Origin of the sequence: Methylorubrum populi, from assembly GCA_036946625.1 — a bacterium.
GTDB lineage: Bacteria > Pseudomonadota > Alphaproteobacteria > Rhizobiales > Beijerinckiaceae > Methylobacterium > Methylobacterium populi_C.
Genome location: JAQIIU010000003.1, coordinates 285,185 through 305,466 on the forward strand (window position 1 = coordinate 285,185; position 20,282 = coordinate 305,466).

General features: G+C 70.8%; 16 protein-coding genes. 10 read left to right on the plus strand and 6 right to left on the minus strand.

What is annotated here, in order from left to right; genetic code table 11:
- The first annotated feature begins 68 nt into the window (after window positions 1-68).
- From PGN25_12790 to poxB, 7 genes are all read left to right on the plus strand, one after another.
- Window positions 69-935 (plus strand): NADP-dependent methylenetetrahydromethanopterin/methylenetetrahydrofolate dehydrogenase, encoded by an 867-nt coding sequence (locus PGN25_12790; GenBank protein ID MEH3118430.1) that lies wholly within the window; start codon window positions 69-71, stop codon window positions 933-935.
- A gap of 45 nt (window positions 936-980) precedes the next feature.
- Window positions 981-1,607 carry a cyclodeaminase/cyclohydrolase family protein gene (locus tag PGN25_12795; GenBank protein ID MEH3118431.1) on the plus strand — a complete coding sequence of 209 codons (627 nt, stop codon included), beginning with the start codon at window positions 981-983 and terminating at the stop codon, window positions 1,605-1,607.
- A 456-nt stretch (window positions 1,608-2,063) separates the two neighbouring features.
- Entirely contained in the window at window positions 2,064-3,236 is a 1,173-nt protein-coding gene (locus tag PGN25_12800; protein ID MEH3118432.1) for a malate--CoA ligase subunit beta, read from the plus strand.
- A 21-nt stretch (window positions 3,237-3,257) separates the two neighbouring features.
- Window positions 3,258-4,148: a succinate--CoA ligase subunit alpha gene (sucD, locus tag PGN25_12805; GenBank protein ID MEH3118433.1), complete on the plus strand. Its 891-nt coding sequence runs from the start codon at window positions 3,258-3,260 to the stop codon at window positions 4,146-4,148.
- 283 nt (window positions 4,149-4,431) lie between these two features.
- On the plus strand, window positions 4,432-7,200 hold the full coding sequence (locus tag PGN25_12810) for a phosphoenolpyruvate carboxylase (GenBank protein MEH3118434.1): 2,769 nt from the start codon (window positions 4,432-4,434) through the stop codon (window positions 7,198-7,200).
- 137 nt (window positions 7,201-7,337) lie between these two features.
- Window positions 7,338-8,312, plus strand: coding sequence for a CoA ester lyase (locus PGN25_12815; GenBank protein ID MEH3118435.1), 975 nt, complete (start codon window positions 7,338-7,340; stop codon window positions 8,310-8,312).
- 423 nt (window positions 8,313-8,735) lie between these two features.
- A complete protein-coding gene (gene poxB / locus PGN25_12820; protein MEH3118436.1) occupies window positions 8,736-10,469 on the plus strand; it encodes a ubiquinone-dependent pyruvate dehydrogenase in 1,734 nt (577 codons plus the stop codon).
- A 385-nt stretch (window positions 10,470-10,854) separates the two neighbouring features.
- Here the strand turns inward: poxB and PGN25_12825 are convergent, their stop codons facing one another.
- The gene (locus tag PGN25_12825) at window positions 10,855-11,781 is read right to left on the minus strand and encodes a lipid kinase (protein ID MEH3118437.1); all 927 of its coding nucleotides are present in this window, start codon (window positions 11,779-11,781) and stop codon (window positions 10,855-10,857) included.
- 616 nt (window positions 11,782-12,397) lie between these two features.
- Here PGN25_12825 and PGN25_12830 point away from each other — a divergent pair.
- Window positions 12,398-13,162, plus strand: coding sequence for a hypothetical protein (locus PGN25_12830; GenBank protein ID MEH3118438.1), 765 nt, complete (start codon window positions 12,398-12,400; stop codon window positions 13,160-13,162).
- A gap of 139 nt (window positions 13,163-13,301) precedes the next feature.
- Entirely contained in the window at window positions 13,302-14,594 is a 1,293-nt protein-coding gene (locus PGN25_12835; GenBank protein ID MEH3118439.1) for a hypothetical protein, read from the plus strand.
- 35 nt (window positions 14,595-14,629) lie between these two features.
- On the opposite strand, the gene PGN25_12840 is transcribed toward PGN25_12835, so the two are convergent.
- The 5 genes from PGN25_12840 to PGN25_12860 all read right to left on the minus strand — a co-directional run bounded on the left by PGN25_12840 (window position 14,630) and on the right by PGN25_12860 (window position 19,244).
- Window positions 14,630-15,511: a phosphatase PAP2 family protein gene (locus PGN25_12840; protein ID MEH3118440.1), complete on the minus strand. Its 882-nt coding sequence runs from the start codon at window positions 15,509-15,511 to the stop codon at window positions 14,630-14,632.
- 446 nt (window positions 15,512-15,957) lie between these two features.
- Entirely contained in the window at window positions 15,958-16,815 is an 858-nt protein-coding gene (locus tag PGN25_12845; GenBank protein ID MEH3118441.1) for an alpha/beta hydrolase, read from the minus strand.
- Window positions 16,816-16,835: 20 nt separating this feature from the next.
- Window positions 16,836-17,678: a 2,3,4,5-tetrahydropyridine-2,6-dicarboxylate N-succinyltransferase gene (dapD, locus tag PGN25_12850; GenBank protein MEH3118442.1), complete on the minus strand. Its 843-nt coding sequence runs from the start codon at window positions 17,676-17,678 to the stop codon at window positions 16,836-16,838.
- Between the two features lie 63 nt (window positions 17,679-17,741).
- Window positions 17,742-18,209: a Crp/Fnr family transcriptional regulator gene (locus PGN25_12855; protein MEH3118443.1), complete on the minus strand. Its 468-nt coding sequence runs from the start codon at window positions 18,207-18,209 to the stop codon at window positions 17,742-17,744.
- Window positions 18,210-18,557: 348 nt separating this feature from the next.
- Window positions 18,558-19,244: a response regulator transcription factor gene (locus tag PGN25_12860; GenBank protein MEH3118444.1), complete on the minus strand. Its 687-nt coding sequence runs from the start codon at window positions 19,242-19,244 to the stop codon at window positions 18,558-18,560.
- Between the two features lie 281 nt (window positions 19,245-19,525).
- Between PGN25_12860 and PGN25_12865 the strand changes: the two genes are divergently transcribed.
- On the plus strand, window positions 19,526-20,167 hold the full coding sequence (locus PGN25_12865; GenBank protein MEH3118445.1) for a L,D-transpeptidase family protein: 642 nt from the start codon (window positions 19,526-19,528) through the stop codon (window positions 20,165-20,167).
- Window positions 20,168-20,282: the final 115 nt, after the last annotated feature.

Here is a 20,282-nt window from a genome sequence, read left to right on the forward strand (position 1 = left end):
ACCCCCAAGCCACCCCTATGAAGCGGTCGTGCTCTCATCCGCGCGGCCAGCCAACAGCCAGAGGCGAAATGACCAAGAAGCTTCTCTTCCTGTTCGACACCGATGCGGTTCCGAGCGTGTTCGACACGGTCGTCGGCTACGACGGCGGCGCCGACCACATCACCGGCTACGGCGACGTGACGACGGACAACGTGGGCGCGCTGGTGGACGGCACGATCTACACCCGCGGCGGCTCGGAGAAGAAGTCGACCGCGATCTTCGTCGGCGGCGGCGACATGGCCGCGGGCGAGGCGGTGTTCGAGGCGGTCAAGAAGCGCTTCTTCGGTCCCTTCCGCGTCTCGACCATGCTCGATTCGAACGGCTCCAACACCACGGCCGCGGCGGGCGTCGCCCTCGTCGTCAAGGCGGCCGGCGGTTCGGTCCAGGGCAAGAAGGCGGTCGTGCTCGCCGGCACCGGCCCGGTCGGCATGCGCTCGGCGGCGCTGCTCGCCAAGGAGGGCGCCGAGGTGATCCTCGCCGCCCGCCAGCTCGACCGGGCGCAAGGGGCGGCGGATGCCGTGAACAAGCGCTTCGGCGTCAACGTGACGGCCGCCGCCACGCCGGACGAAGCGTCCCGCGTCGCCATCGTCAAGGGCCGGAACCTGATCTTCTCGGCCGGTGCCATCGGCATCGAGCTGCTTCCCGAATCCGGATGGAAGGACGAGGCGAGCGTCGAGATCGTGGCCGACTACAACGCCCAGCCCCCGCTCGGCTTCGGCGGCATCGACGCCATGGACAAGGCGCGTGAGCGCCACGGCAAGAAAGCGTTCGGTGCCCTCGGCATCGGCGGCCTGAAGCTCAAGCTGCACCGCGCCTGCATCGCCAAGCTGTTCGAATCGACCGAAGGCGTGTTCGACGCCGAGGAGATCTACGCGCTCGCCAAGGACATGGCCTGACGGCGCGTCGCCCACTTCAAACAAGAACTGCGAGGGGAGGGACCCATGGCCGCGAACGAGACGATCGAAACATTCCTCGACGGTCTGGCGAGCTCGGCGCCCACCCCCGGCGGCGGCGGTGCCGCCGCGATTTCCGGCGCCATGGGCGCGGCACTGGTGTCGATGGTGTGCAACCTCACCATCGGCAAGAAGAAGTACGCCGAGGTCGAGGCCGACCTGAGGCAGGTGCTGGAGAAGTCGGAAGGCCTGCGCAGGACGCTGACCGGCATGATCGCCGACGACGTGGAAGCATTCGACGCGGTGATGGGCGCCTACGGGCTGCCGAAGGACACCGACGAGGAGAAGGCCGCCCGCGCCCGGAAGATCCAGGAAGCGCTCAAGACGGCGACCGACGTGCCGCTCGCCTGCTGCCGCGTCTGCCGCGCGGTGATCGATCTGGCCGAGATCGTCGCCGAGAAGGGCAATCTCAACGTGATCTCGGATGCCGGCGTCGCGGTGCTCTCGGCCTATGCCGGTCTGCGCTCGGCCGCACTCAACGTCTACGTCAACGCCAAGGGCCTGGACGACCGCGCCTTCGCCGAGGAGCGGCTGAAGGAACTGGAGACCCTGCTGGGCGAGGCCGGCACGCTCAACGAGCGCGTCTACGAGACCGTGAAGGCCAAGGTGAACTGAGGCGTTCGGGCGGAACGCTGCGCGTCCCCGCCGTCATCGCGAGCGCATGCGAAGCGAGCCAGGGGCGCGACCTGTCCGGACAGGGCGGCGTGCTGGATTGCTTCGGCTTCGCCTCGCAAGGACGGAGAGCGAATCGCCTCCGTCCAACCCTGAACCTCATCCTGAGGTGCCGCGAAGCGGCCTCGAAGGATCCTCCGGCAGCCGCGCGATTTCTGGAGGATCCTTCGAGGCCTACGCTGCGCTCCGGCACCTCAGGATGAGGTGAGGGTTGGGACGAACGTCGCCGTGATCCGTGCCCGCGCCGAGCGATCCGCAGTTTGGAAGCCCGCTAAGTCTCTGGGCGGCAAGCAAACTGAAGCCAAAAACAAGAAAAAATTGAGAGCCGACCCGCTTCCCGAAAAGTAATTTTTCCGCGAAGGTCGGCCCAACAAGAACGGAAACGCGAAGGAGGTCTCGATGGACGTTCACGAGTATCAGGCCAAGGAGCTGCTCGCGAGCTTCGGGGTCGCCGTCCCGAAGGGCGCCGTGGCCTTCAGCCCGGACCAGGCGGTCTACGCCGCGACCGAACTCGGCGGCTCGTTCTGGGCGGTGAAGGCTCAGATCCACGCCGGCGCCCGCGGCAAGGCGGGCGGGATCAAGCTCTGCCGCACCTACAACGAAGTGCGCGACGCCGCCCGCGACCTGCTGGGAAAACGCCTCGTGACGCTCCAGACCGGGCCGGACGGCAAGCCGGTGCAGCGGGTCTACGTCGAGACCGCCGACCCGTTCGAGCGCGAACTCTATCTCGGCTACGTGCTGGACCGGAAGGCCGAACGCGTGCGCGTCATCGCCAGCCAGCGCGGCGGCATGGACATCGAGGAGATCGCCGCCAAGGAGCCGGAGGCGCTGATCCAGGTGGTGGTCGAGCCGGCGGTCGGCCTGCAGCAGTTCCAGGCCCGCGAGATCGCCTTCCAATTGGGCCTCAACATCAAGCAGGTCTCGGCGGCGGTGAAGACCATCATGAACGCCTACCGGGCGTTCCGCGACTGCGACGGCACCATGCTGGAGATCAACCCCCTCGTCGTCACCAAGGACGACCGGGTGCTGGCGCTCGACGCCAAGATGTCCTTCGACGACAACGCCCTGTTCCGCCGCCGCAACATCGCCGACATGCACGACCCGTCGCAAGGCGATCCCCGCGAGGCCCAGGCCGCCGAGCACAACCTCAGCTATATCGGGCTGGAGGGCGAGATCGGCTGCATCGTCAACGGCGCCGGGCTCGCCATGGCGACCATGGACATGATCAAGCACGCGGGCGGCGAGCCGGCGAATTTCCTGGACGTGGGCGGCGGTGCCAGCCCGGACCGCGTGGCGACGGCCTTCCGCCTCGTCCTCTCGGACCGCAACGTGAAGGCGATCCTCGTCAACATCTTCGCCGGCATCAACCGCTGCGACTGGGTCGCGGAGGGCGTGGTGAAGGCCGCGCGCGAGGTGAGGATCGACGTGCCGCTGGTGGTGCGGCTCGCCGGCACGAACGTCGCGGAGGGCCAGAGGATCCTGGCCGAGAGCGGGCTCGACCTCATCACCGCCGACACCCTGACGGACGCCGCGCGCAAGGCCGTCGAGGCCTGCCACGGCGCCCGGCACTGACGAAGGAGAAGGAATCACGCCATGAGCATTCTCATCGACGAGAAGACCCCGATCCTCGTCCAGGGCATCACCGGCGACAAGGGCACCTTCCACGCGCGTGAAATGATCGCCTACGGCTCGAACGTCGTCGGCGGCGTCACGCCCGGCAAGGGCGGCAAGACCCATTGCGGCGTGCCGGTGTTCGACACCGTCAAGGAGGCGGTCGCCGCCACCGGCGCCACCACCTCGATCACCTTCGTGGCGCCCCCCTTCGCGGCGGACGCGATCATGGAGGCGGCCGATGCCGGCCTGAAGCTCGTCTGCTCGATCACCGACGGCATCCCCGCCCAGGACATGATGCGGGTGAAGCGCTACCTGCGGCGCTACCCCAAGGACAAGCGCACCATGGTGGTGGGCCCGAACTGCGCCGGCATCGTCTCGCCCGGCAAGTCGATGCTCGGCATCATGCCCGGCCACATCTACCTGCCCGGCAAGGTCGGCGTGATCTCGCGCTCGGGGACGCTCGGCTACGAGGCGGCGGCGCAGATGAAGGAACTCGGGATCGGCATCTCGACCTCCGTCGGCATCGGCGGCGACCCGATCAACGGCTCCTCCTTCCTCGACCATCTCGCCCTGTTCGAGGAGGATCCGGAGACGGAGGCCGTGCTGATGATCGGCGAGATCGGCGGCCCGCAGGAGGCCGAGGCCTCGGCCTGGATCGAGGAGAACTTTTCGAAGCCCGTGATCGGGTTCGTCGCGGGCCTCACCGCCCCGAAGGGCCGCCGCATGGGGCACGCCGGCGCGATCATCTCGGCGACCGGCGACAGCGCCGCGGAGAAGGCCGAGATCATGGAGTCCTACGGCCTGACCGTCGCGCCCGATCCGGGCTCCTTCGGCCGCACCGTGGCGGACGTTCTCGCCCGCGCGGCCTGAGGCGGTCAGGGGCGGTCAGGGGCGCTGTTCCCGTCCAACCCCTCACCCTGAGGTGCCGCGAAGCGGCCTCGAAGGGTCCTCCAGAGCGCGGGCGATTTCTGGACGATCCTTCGAGGCCACCGCTTCGCGCCGGCACCTCGGGATGAGGGTGAGGTTGGGAAAGACCAGTTCGAGGTCTCCGCTCCGGCCTACCAGCGGAAGACACCCCGTCGATCTGAAGTGATCTGCTCTCCCGCAGCCCGCCCGCTGGACTCTCAAAAAAACCTCGCCGAGGGGGATCTTTATGACCAAGACGCTGCACGCCCGGCCGTCAGCCGCGACCGACTCGACCTTCGCGCCGCCGGTCATCACCGGCACGGCCACCGAGGACGCCCTCGACATCCTGTTCCACGCCCTGCTCGACGTGGCCCGCCGCCACGATCCCGAGCTGGAGGACGTGCTGCACGGGCGCGCCGACATCTCGGCCTTCACGCCGGAGATGCTGGCCCGCGCGCTCCAGGTGCAGGGCATCTGGTTCCAGCTCGTCTCGATCGCCGAGCAGAACGCGGCCATGCGCCGCCGCCGCCACGTCGAGCGCGACCAGGGCCGCGCGGCGCTGAACGGCTCCTTCGCCAAGGTGCTGGCGGAAGCCTCCGCCCGCGGCATCGGGGCGCAGCGGATCCACGCGCTGCTGAAAGACCTGCGCATCCGCCCGACCATCACCGCGCACCCGACCGAGGGCAAGCGGGTGACGGTGCTGGAGAAGCTGCGCCGCATCTACCTCGTCCTGCGCGAACTGGAGCTGCCGCGCTGGACCGAGCGCGAGCGCAACGGCCTGATGAACGAGCTGCGCGACCAGATCGAGCTGATCTGGATGACGGGCGAACTGCATCTGGAGAAGGCCACCGTCGAGCGCGAGGTCGCCTGGGGCCTGCACTTCTTCGACGAGACCCTGTTCGAGATGCTGCCCGAGGTGATGGTCTCGCTCGAAGAGAGCCTCGCCCAGTACTACCCGGACGAGACCTTCGAGGTGCCGCCCTTCTTCCAATTCGGAAGCTGGATCGGCGGCGACCGCGACGGCAACCCCTACGTCACCGCGAGCGTCACCCGCGAGACGCTCCAGCGCAACGCGCTGGCGTCCTTGCGCCGCTACCGCGACGGCATCACCCATCTCGGCCGCGTGCTCTCGATCACCGAGCGCTCGCTACCGGTGCCGGAAGGCTTCCGTCAGGAACTCGCGCATCTTCTGGCCGAGTCCGGCGACGGGCGGGCGATCGCCGGCCGCAACCCGGGCGAGGCCTACCGCCAGTTCCTCACCTGCGTCCTGCGCAAGCTCGAAGCCACCATCGCCCGCAACAAGGGCGCCCGCTCGGTCGGTCCCGACTATCCGAGCGCGGACGGGCTCATCAACGACCTGCGCACCCTGGAGAAGGGGCTCGCCGACGCCAGGTGCGGCGCGCTCGCCACCGACATCGTGCGGCCCGTACGGCGGATGGTCGAGATCTTCCGCTTCTCGACCGTGCGGCTCGATCTGCGCGAGAACTCGACCCGCACCACGAAGACGCTGCACGCGCTGTGGCGCTTGCGCAACGGCGACCGCGAGCCGCCGGAACTCGACACGCCGGCCTGGAAGGACTGGCTGCTCACCGAGCTCGCCCGGCCGCGCACGCCTGAGACCGCGTTCGAGGATTTCGCCGACCGTCTGCCCGACGACGCGCGGGAGACGCTCTCGACCTTCGCGCTCGTCGGCGAGATGCGCGACACCCTCGACCGCGAGGCCTTCGGCGCCTTCGTCCTGTCGATGACGCGTTCCACCGTCGACGTGCTCGGCGCCTACCTGCTCGCCAAGGAGGCCGGCCTCTTCCTCGACGCGACGGGCACGGAAATCTGCCCGCTGCCGATCGTGCCGCTGTTCGAGACGATCGACGACCTGCGCGCCGCGCCGACCATCATGAAGGAGCTGCTCGGCATCCCGGTGGTGCGGCGCTCCACCCGCTGGCAGGGCGGGGTGCAGGAGGTGATGATCGGCTATTCCGACTCGAACAAGGACGGCGGCTTCATCGCCTCGAACTGGGAGCTGTACAAGGCCCAAAGCCGGCTGACCGTGCTCGGCAACCATCTCGGCGTGCCGATCGCCTTCTTCCACGGCCGCGGCGGCTCGGTGAGCCGCGGCGGCGTGCCGACCCATCGCGGGATCAGTGCCCAGCCGCCGGGCTCGATCCAGGGCCGCTTCCGCATCACCGAGCAGGGCGAGGTCGTCTCGTTCAAATACGCCAACCGCGGCACCGCCGCCTACCAGATGGAGCTGCTCGCGGCCTCCGTCTTCGAGCACGCCCTGCTCTCGGAAGGCAACGGCAACGGCTCGCGCGCCGAACTCGACGACGCCCTGGAGGCGCTCTCGGGCGCCTCGCGGGCGGCCTACGTCAACCTGCTCCAGGCCGACGGCCTCGTCGATTACTTCCAGGCGGCGAGCCCGCTCGACGAGATCGCGCTGCTCAACATCGGCTCGCGCCCGGCCCGGCGCTTCGGCGCCAAGTCGCTCTCGGACCTGCGGGCGATCCCCTGGGTGTTCGCGTGGTCGCAGAACCGGCACGTCGTCACCGGCTGGTACGGCGTCGGCTCGGGGCTCAAAAGCTTCATCGACGTGCGCGGCGAACCCGGCGAGGCGCTGCTGAAGCGCCTGTTCCGGGACTGCCGGGTGTTCCGCCTGATCCTCGACGAGGTCGAGAAGACGCTGATGATGGTCGATCTCGGAATCGCCCGCGACTATGCCGGCCTGGTCGAGGACGAGGGCATCCGCTCGCGCATCTTCGCGATGATCGAGGCGGAGTACGCGCTGACGCGGGAGATGGTGGCGCGGGTCTCGGGCGACGGCGAACTGGCGCAGCGCTTCCCGCAGTTCCGCGAGCGGCTCCAGGGGCGGCTGCCGACCATCAACCAAGTCAGCCGCGAGCAGGTCGAATTGCTGCGCCGCTACCGCAGCGAGCCCGACGAGGACGAGCGCGAGGCGGTGAAGTCCGCCCTGCTCCTGTCGATCAATTGCATCGCCGTCGGCTTCGGCTCGACTGGATAATGCATACGGTCTCGACGACGTGTTCCGGGTCCGGCTGGACGGCCGGCCCGGACGCGCGCGATAGAAGCGCGGCACCCACAGTGAGAAAAGTGACCGCGCACACGGACACGACGGTCTCGAAGAACGGAGGATCCCCGATGAGCTTCACCCTGATCCAGCAGGCGACGCCCCGTCTGCACCGCTCGGAACTCGCGGTTCCCGGCTCCAACCCGACCTTCATGGAGAAGTCGGCCGCCTCCAAGGCCGACGTGATCTTCCTCGACCTCGAGGACGCGGTCGCACCCGACGACAAGGAGCAGGCCCGCAAGAACATCATCCAGGCGCTCAACGACCTGGATTGGGGCAACAAGACCATGATGATCCGCATCAACGGTCTCGACACCCACTACATGTACCGCGACGTGGTCGATATCGTCGAAGCTTGTCCGCGGTTGGACATGATCCTGATCCCCAAGGTCGGCGTGCCGGCCGACGTCTACGCCATCGACGTGCTGACGACGCAGATCGAGCAGGCCAAGAAGCGCGAGAAGAAGATCGGCTTCGAGGTGCTGATCGAGACCGCGCTGGGCATGGCCAATGTCGAGGCGATCGCCACCGCCTCCAAGCGCCTGGAGGCGATGTCCTTCGGCGTGGCCGACTACGCCGCCTCCACCCGCGCCCGCTCCACCGTGATCGGCGGCGTCAACGCCGATTACAGCGTGCTGACCGACAAGGACGAGGCCGGCAATCGCGAGACCCACTGGCAGGACCCGTGGCTGTTCGCCCAGAACCGCATGCTGGTGGCCTGCCGCGCCTACGGCCTGCGCCCGATCGACGGCCCGTTCGGCGACTTCTCCGATCCGGACGGCTACACGTCGGCCGCCCGCCGCTGCGCCGCGCTCGGCTTCGAGGGCAAGTGGGCGATCCACCCCTCGCAGATCGAACTGGCCAACGAGGTGTTCACCCCGTCCGAGGGCGAGGTCACCAAGGCCCGCCGCATCCTGGAGGCCATGGAAGAGGCGGCCAAGGCCGGCCGCGGCGCCGTCTCCCTCGACGGCCGCCTGATCGACATCGCCTCGATCCGCATGGCGGAGGCGCTGATCCAGAAGGCCGACGCGATGAGCGCGAAGTAGGTTTTTCCGAAACGGCGACCGAGGATGGCCGGGTTCGCCCGGCCGTTTTCCTTTCGGGAACGATCGTCTTCGCCGTGAGGGAGCCATGGGCCGCCGCGCTTCCGGACCGCTTCGGCTTCGCCTCGCGATGACGGAGGGACGACCGCGCCGCCATGGCGCGCCGTCCGGCGAAGGCGATCCGGGACCCGCGAAGGTCACCGGGCGGACTTGCGCGGCCCGCCGCCGACCGCCCCGAGCGAAGACGACCCTCGCCCGGGCAACCCCGCCGATCCTGACGAACGGATCATTTTGCCGGCCATCCCGATCCCGGCATGAGAGATTGTGCCGTCATCGCAAAATCTTCCGCTTCCGCGAACCATCGCAGGCCTGTCACGTTGGCCCGCCGTCACCGCCCTGCGGGGCGGCCCCGTTCGGAGACGGCGCATGGCAACCCGCAACGTATCGGATCTCGTGGTCGAGACGCTCCAGCAGGCGGGCGTGCGGCGCGTCTACGGCCTCGTCGGCGACAGCCTGAACGGCATCACCGAGGCGATCCGCAGCCGCGGCGTGATCGACTGGGTGCATGTCCGCCACGAGGAGGTCGCCGCCTTCGCCGCCGCGGGCGAGGCGCAGGTCACCGGCGAACTCGCCGTCTGCGCCGGCTCCTGCGGACCGGGCAACCTCCATCTCATCAACGGCCTGTTCGACGCCCACCGCACCCGCACGCCGGTGCTGGCGATCGCCGCCCACATCCCGTCGAGCGAGATCGGCCTCGACTACTTCCAGGCGACGCGGCCCGAGGCGCTTTTTCGCGATTGCAGCCATTTCTGCGAGCTGGTCTCGGACCCGGAGCAGTTGCCCAACGTGCTGGAGGTCGCGATCCGTACGGCGGTGGGTCAGCGCGGCGTCGCCGTGGTGGTCATCCCCGGCACCGTGGCGCTCAGGGAAGCCCCCCGGCGCGCCCTTGCCGCGCCCGCGACGCTGCGCCCGCGCGCACCCGTCGCCGTGCCGCCGGCCGACGAACTCGACCGGCTGGCCGACCTTCTCAACACCTCCAGGAACATCACGCTGATGTGCGGGCGCGGCTGCGCCGGGGCGCACGCGCCGCTGATGCGGCTGGCGGACACGCTCAAGAGCCCGATCGTCCACGCGCTCGGCGGCAAGGAGCATGTGGAGCACGACAATCCCTACGATGTCGGCATGACCGGCCTGATCGGCTTTTCCTCGGGCTATGCGGCGATGGAGGCCTGCGAGACCCTGCTGCTGCTCGGCACCGACTTCCCCTACCGCCAGTTCTATCCCGAGCACGCGCGAATCGCGCAGGTCGATCTGCGCCCGGAGAATCTGGGCAAGCGCTGCCGGCTCGACCTCGGCCTCGTCGGCGACGTCGCCGCGACCATCGAGGCTTTGCTGCCGCGGCTGACCGGCAACGACAGCGCGCGGCACCTGGAAGCCTGCCTCAAGCACTACGCCAAGGCGCGCGAAGGCCTCGACGACCTCGCCACCGGCAAGGCCGGCCGCCGGCCGATCCACCCGCAATACCTCACCCGCCTGCTGAGCGAGGCGGCGCACGACGACGCGGTGTTCACCGCCGATGTCGGCACGCCGACGGTCTGGGCGGCGCGCTACCTCGCCATGAGCGCCGGGCGGCGCCTGATCGGCTCCTGGGCGCACGGCTCGATGGCCAACGCCCTACCCCACGCCATCGGCATCCAGGCGGCGAGCCCGGGGCGGCAGGTGATCTCGCTCTCGGGCGACGGCGGTTTCGCCATGCTGATGGGCGACATCCTCACCCTGACGCAGGAGAAGCTGCCGGTGAAGGTGGTCGTCTACAACAACGGCACGCTCGGCTTCGTCGAGCTCGAGATGAAGGCCGCGGGCTATCTCGAGACCGGCGTCGCGCTGGAAAACCCGGACTTCGCCGCCATGGCCCGCGCCATCGGCATCCATGCCCGCCGGGTCGAGGATCCGGGCGATCTGGAGGGCGCGATCCGGGACGTGCTGTCCCATCCCGGCCCCGCCCTGCTCGACGTGGTGACGAACCGCCAGGAACTGGCGATGCCGCCGAAGCTCCAGGCCGAGCAGGTGAAGGGCTTCAGCCTCTACGCGCTCCAGGCGGTGATGAACGGGCGGGGCGATGCGATCCTCGATCTGGCCAAGACCAACCTGATCCGCTGAGACCGTTTCCGATCGATCGCTTCGGGTTTCGCCCCTCTTCCGTCATCGCGAGCGGCCGCGAAGCGATCCAGGGCGCGACAGGTCCGGAAAGGGCGCGCCCTGGATGGCTTGCGCCGAGCCTCGCAATGACGGAGGAGAGGCCGAACTCATCGACCGGAGTCGTATGATACCGTTTCCGCTTGATCGCCTCGGGTTTGGCCACCCTCCGTCATCGCGAGCGGCCGCGAAGCGATCCAGGGCGTGACCTGTCCGGAAAGGTCGCGCCCTGGATCGCCACGGCTTCGCCTCGCGATGACGCAGGAGAGGCCGAAGTCATCAACCGGATGTCGTATGAGCCCCCCCGCTCGCGGTTTTCACGGGAAAACTGCCGCGCTCCAGGCCGGTTCTAGAAGGGCAGGGGGAAGCGGATCGTCGCGCCCGGCGCCGCGTTCGGCGGCGCCAGCACCCGCACGACCTTCGGCACCACCTTGAAATGCGCCGGCGTCCAGGTGGTGAGTTCGCCGTCGGTGTTGACCGCCCGCGGCTTGCGGGTCGTCAGCACCAGTTCCGTGGTCTCGAAGGCGCGCACGTCCGCCGCCTTGCCGTGGGTGCCCCGGCGCAGGGCCGGAAGCAGCGCGATCAGCCGCCACCAATGGGCGACCTCCAGGCTGTAGAAATCGAGCCGCCCGTCATCGACGGTGGCGTCCTCCTGCACGGTCATGCCGCCGCCGTAATGGCGCCCGTTGCCGACCGAGGCCTGGATGGTGGTCACCTTCTCGGTGCGGCCGTCATGCTCGATCGTCACCGTGAAGGGGCGCGCGCGGCGCAGCAGGCGGAAGGCGGCGATGGCGTAGCCCACCGTCCCCCAGGCCTTCTTGGCCTCCGCCGTCAGCTCGCCGGCGAGATCGGCCGAGAAGCCGACGCTCGCCACGTTGAAGTAGTAGTGCCCGTTGACCCAGCCGAGATCGATCGCCTTCTCCGGCGCGGTCGGGATCAGCCGGGCGGCGGCTTCCGGTTCGAGGGGCAGGCCGAGGGAGCGCGCGAGATCGTTGGCGGTGCCGAGCGGCAGGATGCCGAAGGGCAGGCCCGTCTCGACCAGGGCGGGCGCCGCCGCGTTCATGGTGCCGTCGCCGCCGCCGAGGATCACGAGGTCGACCGTCTCGGCATGGCGCCCGATCACCGCCTTGCAATCGTGGCTGCCTTCGGGCTCGACGAGGTCGAGGCCGCCCTCGCGCAGGGCCCGGCGGATCGCGTCCAGCGGCGCGCCGCCGCTGCGGGCCCTGCCGTTGACGAGGAGGAGCGCGCGGCGCCTGCCGTCGGGGGCTGCGCTCAAGAAACCGCTCCGCGCGCATCCGGACGGGGCAAAGGCGGCAGTTCGGGCAACGGGATGGCCGGCAAGGGGCAGTCCTCGCACGCTTTCCGCGCCGCGTTCGCGCAAAGCCTGTGAAGGATCCGACATCACGGCCGACGCCTCGGCCGTCAGAGGGGCCCGGACCCGTCTCCGGCGATCCTCCCGCGCCCCGCCGCGGGAGCGCTCCGCCCGGTGCGAGGAAAGTGCGGACCGGGCGAGGACAGCCACGCTCAAGGTGGGCCCTTCCACCCCGATGGCAAGGGCCGCGGCGGCGCGGCCGATCACGGACGGCCGCAAACCGGGACAGCGGGGGTAACCGGCCATCCGGGCCCGGCGGGCGGTCGCACGGGCACCGGACTCGGTGTAGGGGACTTGTCCGGCGTCGGAAAAGCGTGGAACCGTAGCGGTATCGCCGCGCGTTCCGTTGCCGCCGACCGCCCCTCGCGGAACGCCCGCTGCCGTACGCATCCGAGGCCGGAGCCGAGGGCCGTCGGGCGGTCCGCGAAGCACCTTCAGGCCCGCTCGCCCGATCGGTCTCGTCATGCGCCCCGTCCTGCTTCTGCCGCTCCTCCTTTCCTCCGGTTGCTTGGCTGGTTGCTTGGCCGGTGCGGCCCTGGCCCAGCAGGGATCGAACTGGATCGATCCGCCGGCGAAGTCCGGCGCTTCGGCGGCCGGAGGCGAGCGAGCCAAGGGCCCGGCGAAGCCGTCAACGAAGGCTGCCGCCAAGCCCACCCGCCCCGAGGCCGAGTCGGAAGCCAGCTCGCGGCGGGAGACGCACCGCCACGACCGCGCCCGGGCCGCCGAGATGCGCCGCGCCCGCCGGGCCGCGATCCGCGAGCGGGCACGCGAACACGCCCATGCCCGGACTTATGTCCGGACTTATGCCGATGCCGCGCGGATCGATCGCCCTGCCCCGCCGCCGGCGGCGAGCCCGGCCCGGGCCGAGCCGGATCGGCGCTTCTCCGGCTGGGCCGTCGCGGCGCGGCGCCTGAGCCTCGACTATCTCGACAGCGTGTCGGCCCCCAGCGGCACGGCCCTGGCCGCCGCCCCGCACTTCTACGGCAGCCGGGTCCGTTTCCACGGGCGCACGATGTCGATCGGCGCGCTGATGGCCGAGAAGCGGCGGTTCGTGCGGCGCTGGCCCGAGCGGCGCTACGAGCCGCAGGGTGAGCCGAAGGTCGCCTGCGACGGGCCGAGCGCCACCTGCCTCGTGCGGGTCGTCCACGACTTCACGGCGGTCAGCCCGGCCCGCGGCGCCCGCTCGCGCGGCATCGCCGAACTCACGCTCACCGTGGACTTTTCGAGCGGTCAGCCGGTCATCGTCGCCGAGTCGAGCCGCGTCCTCAGCCGGGCGGGTGCCTGACGCGGCCTCTCGGCACGAGCCGGTGCCGGGTTGAGCGGTCGCATCGACCGGATGCGCCGGCCGCTCCATGCTGTAGAAGGGATGAAGGGGCGCCGCCGTGGCGCGCCCTGGGGACGGTCGAGAACAGGGCATCGCGCGCGTGAAGGGATCGGCAAAGGCCGCAGGCCGGAGCAAGGACGAGACGGCCGCGCCGGCGGAGGCGCCGGTCTCCGAGGACGACCGCCGCATCCGCGCGCTGATCCTGGCCGAACTCGACCGGCGCGGGGTGCGGCCGGTGGCGCGCCGCACGCTGGCGCTGATCGCGGAGGGCTTCGTCGAGCCCGCCGACGGCGTGCCGGGCTACCGGATCGTCGACCGGACGGGCACGGTGCGCCTGCGGGGCGAAGCCGAGGGGGCGGGCGTCCCGCTGACGCTGCACGATCTCGTCGAGGAGCTTCGCGAACGGCACGCGCCGCTGTTCCTGCCCCCCGCTCCCGAGCCGGAACCGGAGCCCGCCCGCGACACCATCGCCGACGTGCGGGCCGCGGGTGCCCGCTTCGTGGAGACGCAATCGGCCCTGGCGCGCTCGCTGGCGAACACCTCGGCCGAGCGCAGCCGGGCCTTGGCCAGCGCCGCGAGCGAGACCGTGGAGGACTGGCGCAGCCGGCTCGCCGCGCGCCTGAAGGCCCGCCCCCGCCCCGCGCCGGACGGCACGGCGCCGGTCCCCCCCGCGCCTGGCCCGGGCGCGGCGGAACGCCTCTCCGAGGCGCGCGCCCGCCTCGGAGAGGGGTGGCGGCGCGTGGCCGGCGGCCTCCAGCCCCGGCGGACGGCGACGCGATTGCGCGACCTCGCGGAGGATGCGCTGGCCGTCGGCAGCCGCCGCCCGGTCGCGCTGATGGCGCTCGGTGCCTTGGCCGGTGCCGGCCTCGTGGCCGCGCTGTCCCTCGGCGGGGGCGACACGGAGACATCCAGGCCGCCCGCCCGGTCCTCCGCCGAGACCCAGGCGCCGCAGACGGCGCCGGCCTCGGACCGGGCCTCCTCCGAGGAGGCCGCGCCCGATGCGCCGCCCGCCGACATGCCGGGCACGAACGCGGACGCCGAGCGGCAGAGCGAGCCGGAACCGCCGCGCAAGAGCGCCAACGCCATCGTCGGCGTGCCGGAGGTGATCGACACCGCGACGCTGCGGGTGGGCGGAAAGGTCGTGCGGCTGTTCGGGGTCGAATGGGTTCGGGGCGGTCAGGCGGACGAATTGAGCAAGTACCTGCGGAAGCGCTCGGTGACCTGCCAGCCCGCGCCCGGCAGCAGCGCGCATATCTGCACCGTGGAGGGGCGTGACCTCTCGGAAGTCGTGCTGTTCAACGGCGGCGGCCGCGCTTCGGCCGAGGCCACGCCCGACCTCGTCGCGGCCGAGGACCATGCCCGCAGCGAGCGGCTCGGCGTCTGGAAGCGCTGAGGCGCGGCGTTCCGCGTCCCGCCGGTCGTCTCCCGTCAGAGCAGGGGCTGGCGCGCGGCGGCCTCCTCGCGGGCGCAGAGGGCGGGATCGGGTTGCGTCCCCTCCCCATCGAGCGCACGTTTCAGGTCGGCCCGGGCACGCTCCAGATCGGCGCGGAAGCCGGGATCGGCGAGCAGCACCGCCACGACCGCCGCGGCGCCGGTGCGGGCCGCCTCGACGTCGCTGAGCCAGTGGACGCCGCAGACGACCCGGCTCTCGCCGTAGAGCCGGCTGCGCACGAGGAACCGGGTCGCCTTCTCCGGCATCAGGCTCGCCATGATCAGCCCGTAGGCCCAGCCCTGCCCCGAATGGCCGGACGGGTAGCTGAAGCTGTCGGCGAGTTCGGGGGTGCGGGCGACGCAGATCGGCGCATCGTTGCCGACGAAGGGGCGCAGGCGGCGATAGCGGCGCTTGGCCGTGCGGGTGGCCCGGGCGATGTCGACGCGGGCGCGGTCGAGGAGGCGCATCAGGTCGGTCACGCGCGCCTGATCGATGCGCCGGCCCAGCACGCAGGCGTAATCCTCGAGAAGCGCGGCGCCGCCATCGGCCACGTCGTTCGTGGCGAGCGCCCAACGCGGGCTGCCCCGATAGGCCCGGGTGGCGTTGTAGGCCGCCCGGTCCGCGGCTTCCGCCGCCGAGTGCCCGGCCGGCGGCGGCGGCAGGATCGCCACGAGGTTCGGCGTGGCCTCCTCGCTCAGGTAGCCCTTGTCGCTCAGGTAGCCCTTGGGGGCGGCGGTGCCGAGCCTGTCCCGTTCGAGCGAGGGCGCGGATTTTTCCGGACCGGACGGCGGCGCCGGCTCGGCCCGAAGCGGCGCGGCGGCGAGCGTCAGCATCAGGAGGGCGGCGAGGCGAACCGGCGCGCGGATCGGGCGGGACATCGGAAGGAAGCTTTCGGAAGGCCGGGGCGTAGGATCGGGAGCGGAACGGCCCGGGGACTTCGCGATCAGTCTCGAACCGACGCTCCCGGTCTGTCTAGGAGGGACCTGCGACAGGCGCGTCACAGTCCGCGCCCACCGTCATCTGAAGCGATCGCGGAGAGCCGAAGCCGGTTCATACCGTTTCCGATTGATCGCTTCGGGTTTCGCCCCCCTCCGTCATCGCGAGCGGCCGCGAAGCGATCCAGGGCGCGACCTGTCCGGACAGGTCGCGCCCTGGATCGCCACGGCTTCGCCTCGCGATGACGCAGGAGAGGCCGAAGTCATCAACCGGATGGCGTATCATACGACATCCGATGGATCCCTTCGGGATGGCGGATGTCGGCTTCGCTCGAGCGCCGCGCGGGCTTGCCGAGACGGTGGCCGCTTTCATCGGGCGGAAAACCGTATCAGGCGGCGCGAATCGCTGCGGCGACGGCCTGCGGATATTCCTCGTGCGCGCCCAGCGCCCCCGGCACCCGCGCCGTCGCGACGCGGCCGGTCGCGACCAGCGCATCCATCTCGGCGCCGGAGCGGCGGGGCGCCCGCTCCGGGCGCAGCACCTGCACCGGCGGCAGGCCGTCGCCGAACAGCGCCAGGAACGCCTCCCGCGACTCCGACGGGTCGAGCCCGCCGGTGACGAAGGCCGCCGTGCCGAACCGCCCTCCCCGCTGGCGCGTGATCCGGTGCTTGGCGGCGATCAGGGCGGGCGTGACATGCGCGGGCTCGGCGTAGACGTGGGCCCGCATCATCCGGCCGATGATCGGCGGGCTGATGTTGATGCGATAGAGCGCCTCGCCGACGAGCGGCAGTTCGACCGCCCGGCGGATCCGCCCGAACCACGCGGCGCGCGCCGCCCCCAGGGCCGTCGGCAGCGGCCCGCGCCAGGTCGGCGCCACCAGAACCAGCCGCTCGAAGGCGCCCGGACGGCGGCGGGCGGCGGCCGCGAGATAGGTCGCGGCGTGGCCCGCCGCGACGCCGAGGGCGTAGGGCCCCGGCGCGGCGCGCAGCAGCACGTCGAGGAAGGCGTGCAGGTTTGCGGGGTTCAGCGGCAGCCGCGCCCGGTCATGCGCGCCGAAGCCCGGCCAATCCGGCACGAGGCAGCGATAGGCTCCCCCGAGCTCGCGGGCGAGCGGCAGCATCTCCTCGCGGGCGGAGATCGAGGACAGGGCCGGCAGGAGCAGGGCCGTCGCCCCGGCCCCGACCACGGCGCAGGGCGTCGGGACGCGGCGGCCCGCCACCGTCAGGTCGAGGGTCTCGGCGGCCATCCGCGTGCCGGCCGCGTTCGTCAGGTCCGCAGCAGCTCGTTGATGCCGGTCTTGGCGCGCGTGCCCGCATCGACGCGCTTGACGATCACGGCGCAGTAGAGGCCGGGGCCGGGGGTGCCGTCGGGCAGCGGCTTGCCGGGCGTCGTCCCCGAGACCACCACGGAATACGGGGGCACCCGGCCGTAAAAGGTCTCGCCGGTGGTGCGGTCGATGATGCGGGTCGAGGCGCCGATGTAGACGCCCATCGACAGGACCGAGCCCTCGCCGACGATCACGCCCTCGGCGACCTCGGCGCGGGCGCCGATGAAGCAGTCGTCCTCGATGATGACCGGGTTGGCCTGGAGCGGCTCCAGCACGCCGGCGATGCCGGCACCGCCCGAGATGTGGCAGTGCCTGCCCACCTGGGCGCAGGAGCCGATCGTCACCCAGGTATCGACCATGGTGCCCTCGCCGACATGGGCGCCGAGATTGATGAAGCTCGGCATCAGCACCGCGCCCGGGGCGATGTAGGCGCCGCGGCGCACGAAGCAGCCCGGCACGGCGCGGAAGCCCGCGGCGCGGAACTCGCCCTCGCCCCAGCCGGAGAATTTCGAGGGCACCTTGTCCCACCACGCCGAGGAGCCCGGGCCGCCCTCGATCGGCACCATGTCGTTGAGGCGGAAGGAGAGCAGCACCGCTTTCTTGAGCCACTGGTTGACGTGCCAGGACTCGTTTTCCTTCTCGGCGACGCGGGCACGCCCGGAATCGAGCAGGTTCAGCGCCTCGTCCACCGCCTCGCGCACGGCGCCGGTGGTCGCGGTCGAGATGCCGGCGCGCTCCTCCCAGGCGGCTTCGATGGTCTGTTCGAGATCGGCGTAGGGCATCGGGGCTTTCCGGACGGTTCGGGCGCGAAAGGTGGTCGTGCTTACAAAAGCCGCCCGGCCCTGTCACCGTTTGCGTGGGGAGAGGCGGTCGAGACGGTCCCGCACGCCGGTCAGGCCCCGCACGAGGCCGAGCAGTTCCTCGGCCATGCCGCCGTGGATGGCGGCGGCCGCGTCGGGAAACTCGCGCAGGACGCGGCTCATCACGGAGGGCGTGACCCGCATCACCTCGGCGGGCTCGGTCGCGCGGGCATCCGCCGGCCGCTCGACGGGTCGGAACAGGGCGTTGCGCCCGATCACCCCGGAGCGGGACACGGTGACCGGCGCCTCGCCCGCCCGGCGGGCGTCGAGCGCGATGGTGCCGGACATCACGACGTAGCCGCCATCGGACGGCTCGCCGCGGGCGAACAGCCGATCGCCCGGTTCGAGCAGGCGCCGTTCGCCGGCAAAGCACAGCAGGCGCAGCGCGTCGCGCGGGAACTGCTCGAACACCGGCGCCGCGGCGAGGATCGCGATGTCGTCGTCGAGCCCCAACGCCTGTCCGCCCCTCGGCCGCGATGTTTTCTTCACACGCGCGCATCGTCCCGGAAATCAGCCCCGGGACGATGCGCGTTTCTTGTCGTTATACCAAGTTGCAGGGAATCCGACCGATGGTCGTCTTCCCTGCGTCCGGCGGACGCCCGCCGCCGCGCCTTCGCGCGGGCAACCGGCGCTGAGCCGGGATCATCGCCGGTCGGTATTACATCGTCTTTTCCGAAAGCCGGAAATCACCTTTCGGGACGATGCGCTCACGGCCAAGGCTTAGCCGATGCGGCGACCGCGCGATACGCCGATCCGGGCGGGGCTGTGGGAGACCGTGGATACGCTACGAGTCCGGAAGGCCTACGGCAGGAGCTTGTAGCCGCCGCCCTCGGTGACGAGGATCGCCGCGACCGCCGGGTTCGGCTCGATCTTCTGTCTCAGGCGATAGATATGCGTTTCGAGCGTGTGGGTGGTGACGTGGGCGTTGTAGCCCCACACCTCGGCGAGCAGCGTGTCGCGCCCCACCACCTCGCGGCCGGCCCGGTAGAGGTAGCGCAGGATCGCCGTCTCCTTCTCGGTCAGCTTCAGCTTGGAGCCGCGCTCGCCCACCAGCAGCTTGGCGCCCGGGCGGAAGGTGTAGGGGCCGATGCGGAAGACCGCGTCCTCGCTCGCCTCGTGCTGGCGCAACTGCACCCGGATGCGGGCGAGCAGCACGGCGAACTTGAACGGCTTGACCACGTAGTCGTTGGCGCCCGATTCGAGGCCCTCGACCATGTCGTCGTCGGATTCCTGCGCGGTCAGCATGACGATCGGGCCGCGATAGCCGTTGCGGCGCAGGGTCCGCACCGCCTCGCGCCCGTCCATGTCGGGCAGGCCGAGATCCATCACGATCAGATCGACCGGCTCCCGTCCCACACGGGCCAGCGCCCCGGCGGCCGTCGCCTCGCCGACGACGGAAAACTCGTCGTAGGCGTCGATCTGCTCCGTCAATGCCTCGCGCAGGGCGTCGTCGTCGTCGCAGACGAGGAGGCAATAGGGGTTGGACATCGACGCAGCGGCTCTCGACAGGATTTCCGGCCGCCTCGCACTTCGCACGAAGACCAGGCAGGCAGCCGAGACGATTTCATGACGGCACGCCGATCCGAAGAGGCATATTGCCCGTTGGCTGGCCGCGGACGGACCCCTCACGGCTCCGCCTGGCGACGAACCTAGTTCGTTTCACGCGCCGGGACATCCGGATTGCGCGCTTATGCAGAATTTTCGCCATGTTCCACGCTTCTCTGCCGCGACACGGCGTCAGACCGGGTGGAAAGCGGGATGAACCGGCAATGCGACGCCTTCAGGTTGCGAAACCGGGAGCAACAGGTTGCGGCAAGAGCGCGCAGGGTAACAGCGGGCAGGGCAAGAGCGCGCAGGGCAGGAGCGGACAAGGGAGGCGGCCGACCACGCTCGGTGTCCTGCGCGTCCACCCTCTGCCGGGCGACCCGACCCGCGGCACGCTGATCGCGGGCGCGGCCGTGATCCCCTGCGCCCTCGGGCGCTCCGGCGTCACGGCGCGCAAGCGCGAGGGGGACGGGGCCTCGCCGCGGGGCGTGTTCCGCCTGCGCGGCGGCTTCTACCGGCCCGATCACTTCCCCGTCCGCCCCGTCAGCCCCCTGCCCTTGCGGGCGACGCGGCCCCACGACGGATGGTGCGATGCGCCCCAGGATCGCCGCTACAACCGGCCGATCCGGCTGCCGAGCACGGCGGCGAGCGCCGAGGGGCTGTGGCGCGACGACGGGCTCTACAACCTCGTGATCGACCTCGACTACAACCGCGGCCCGATCCGCCCGGGACGCGGCTCGGCGATCTTCCTGCACATCGCCCGCCCCGGCTACCGGCCGACGGAAGGCTGCGTCGCCCTCAAGCCCGCCGATCTCTTGCGGCTGATGCGCCGCCTCGGTCCGCGCACGCGGATAGCGATCGGCTGAGGAATGCAAATCCGGCCGATGACTTCGGCCTGTCCTGCGTCCTTGCGAGGCGAAGCCGTGGCGATCCAGGGCGCGACCTTTCCGGACCTGTCGCGCCCTGGATCGCTTCGCGGCC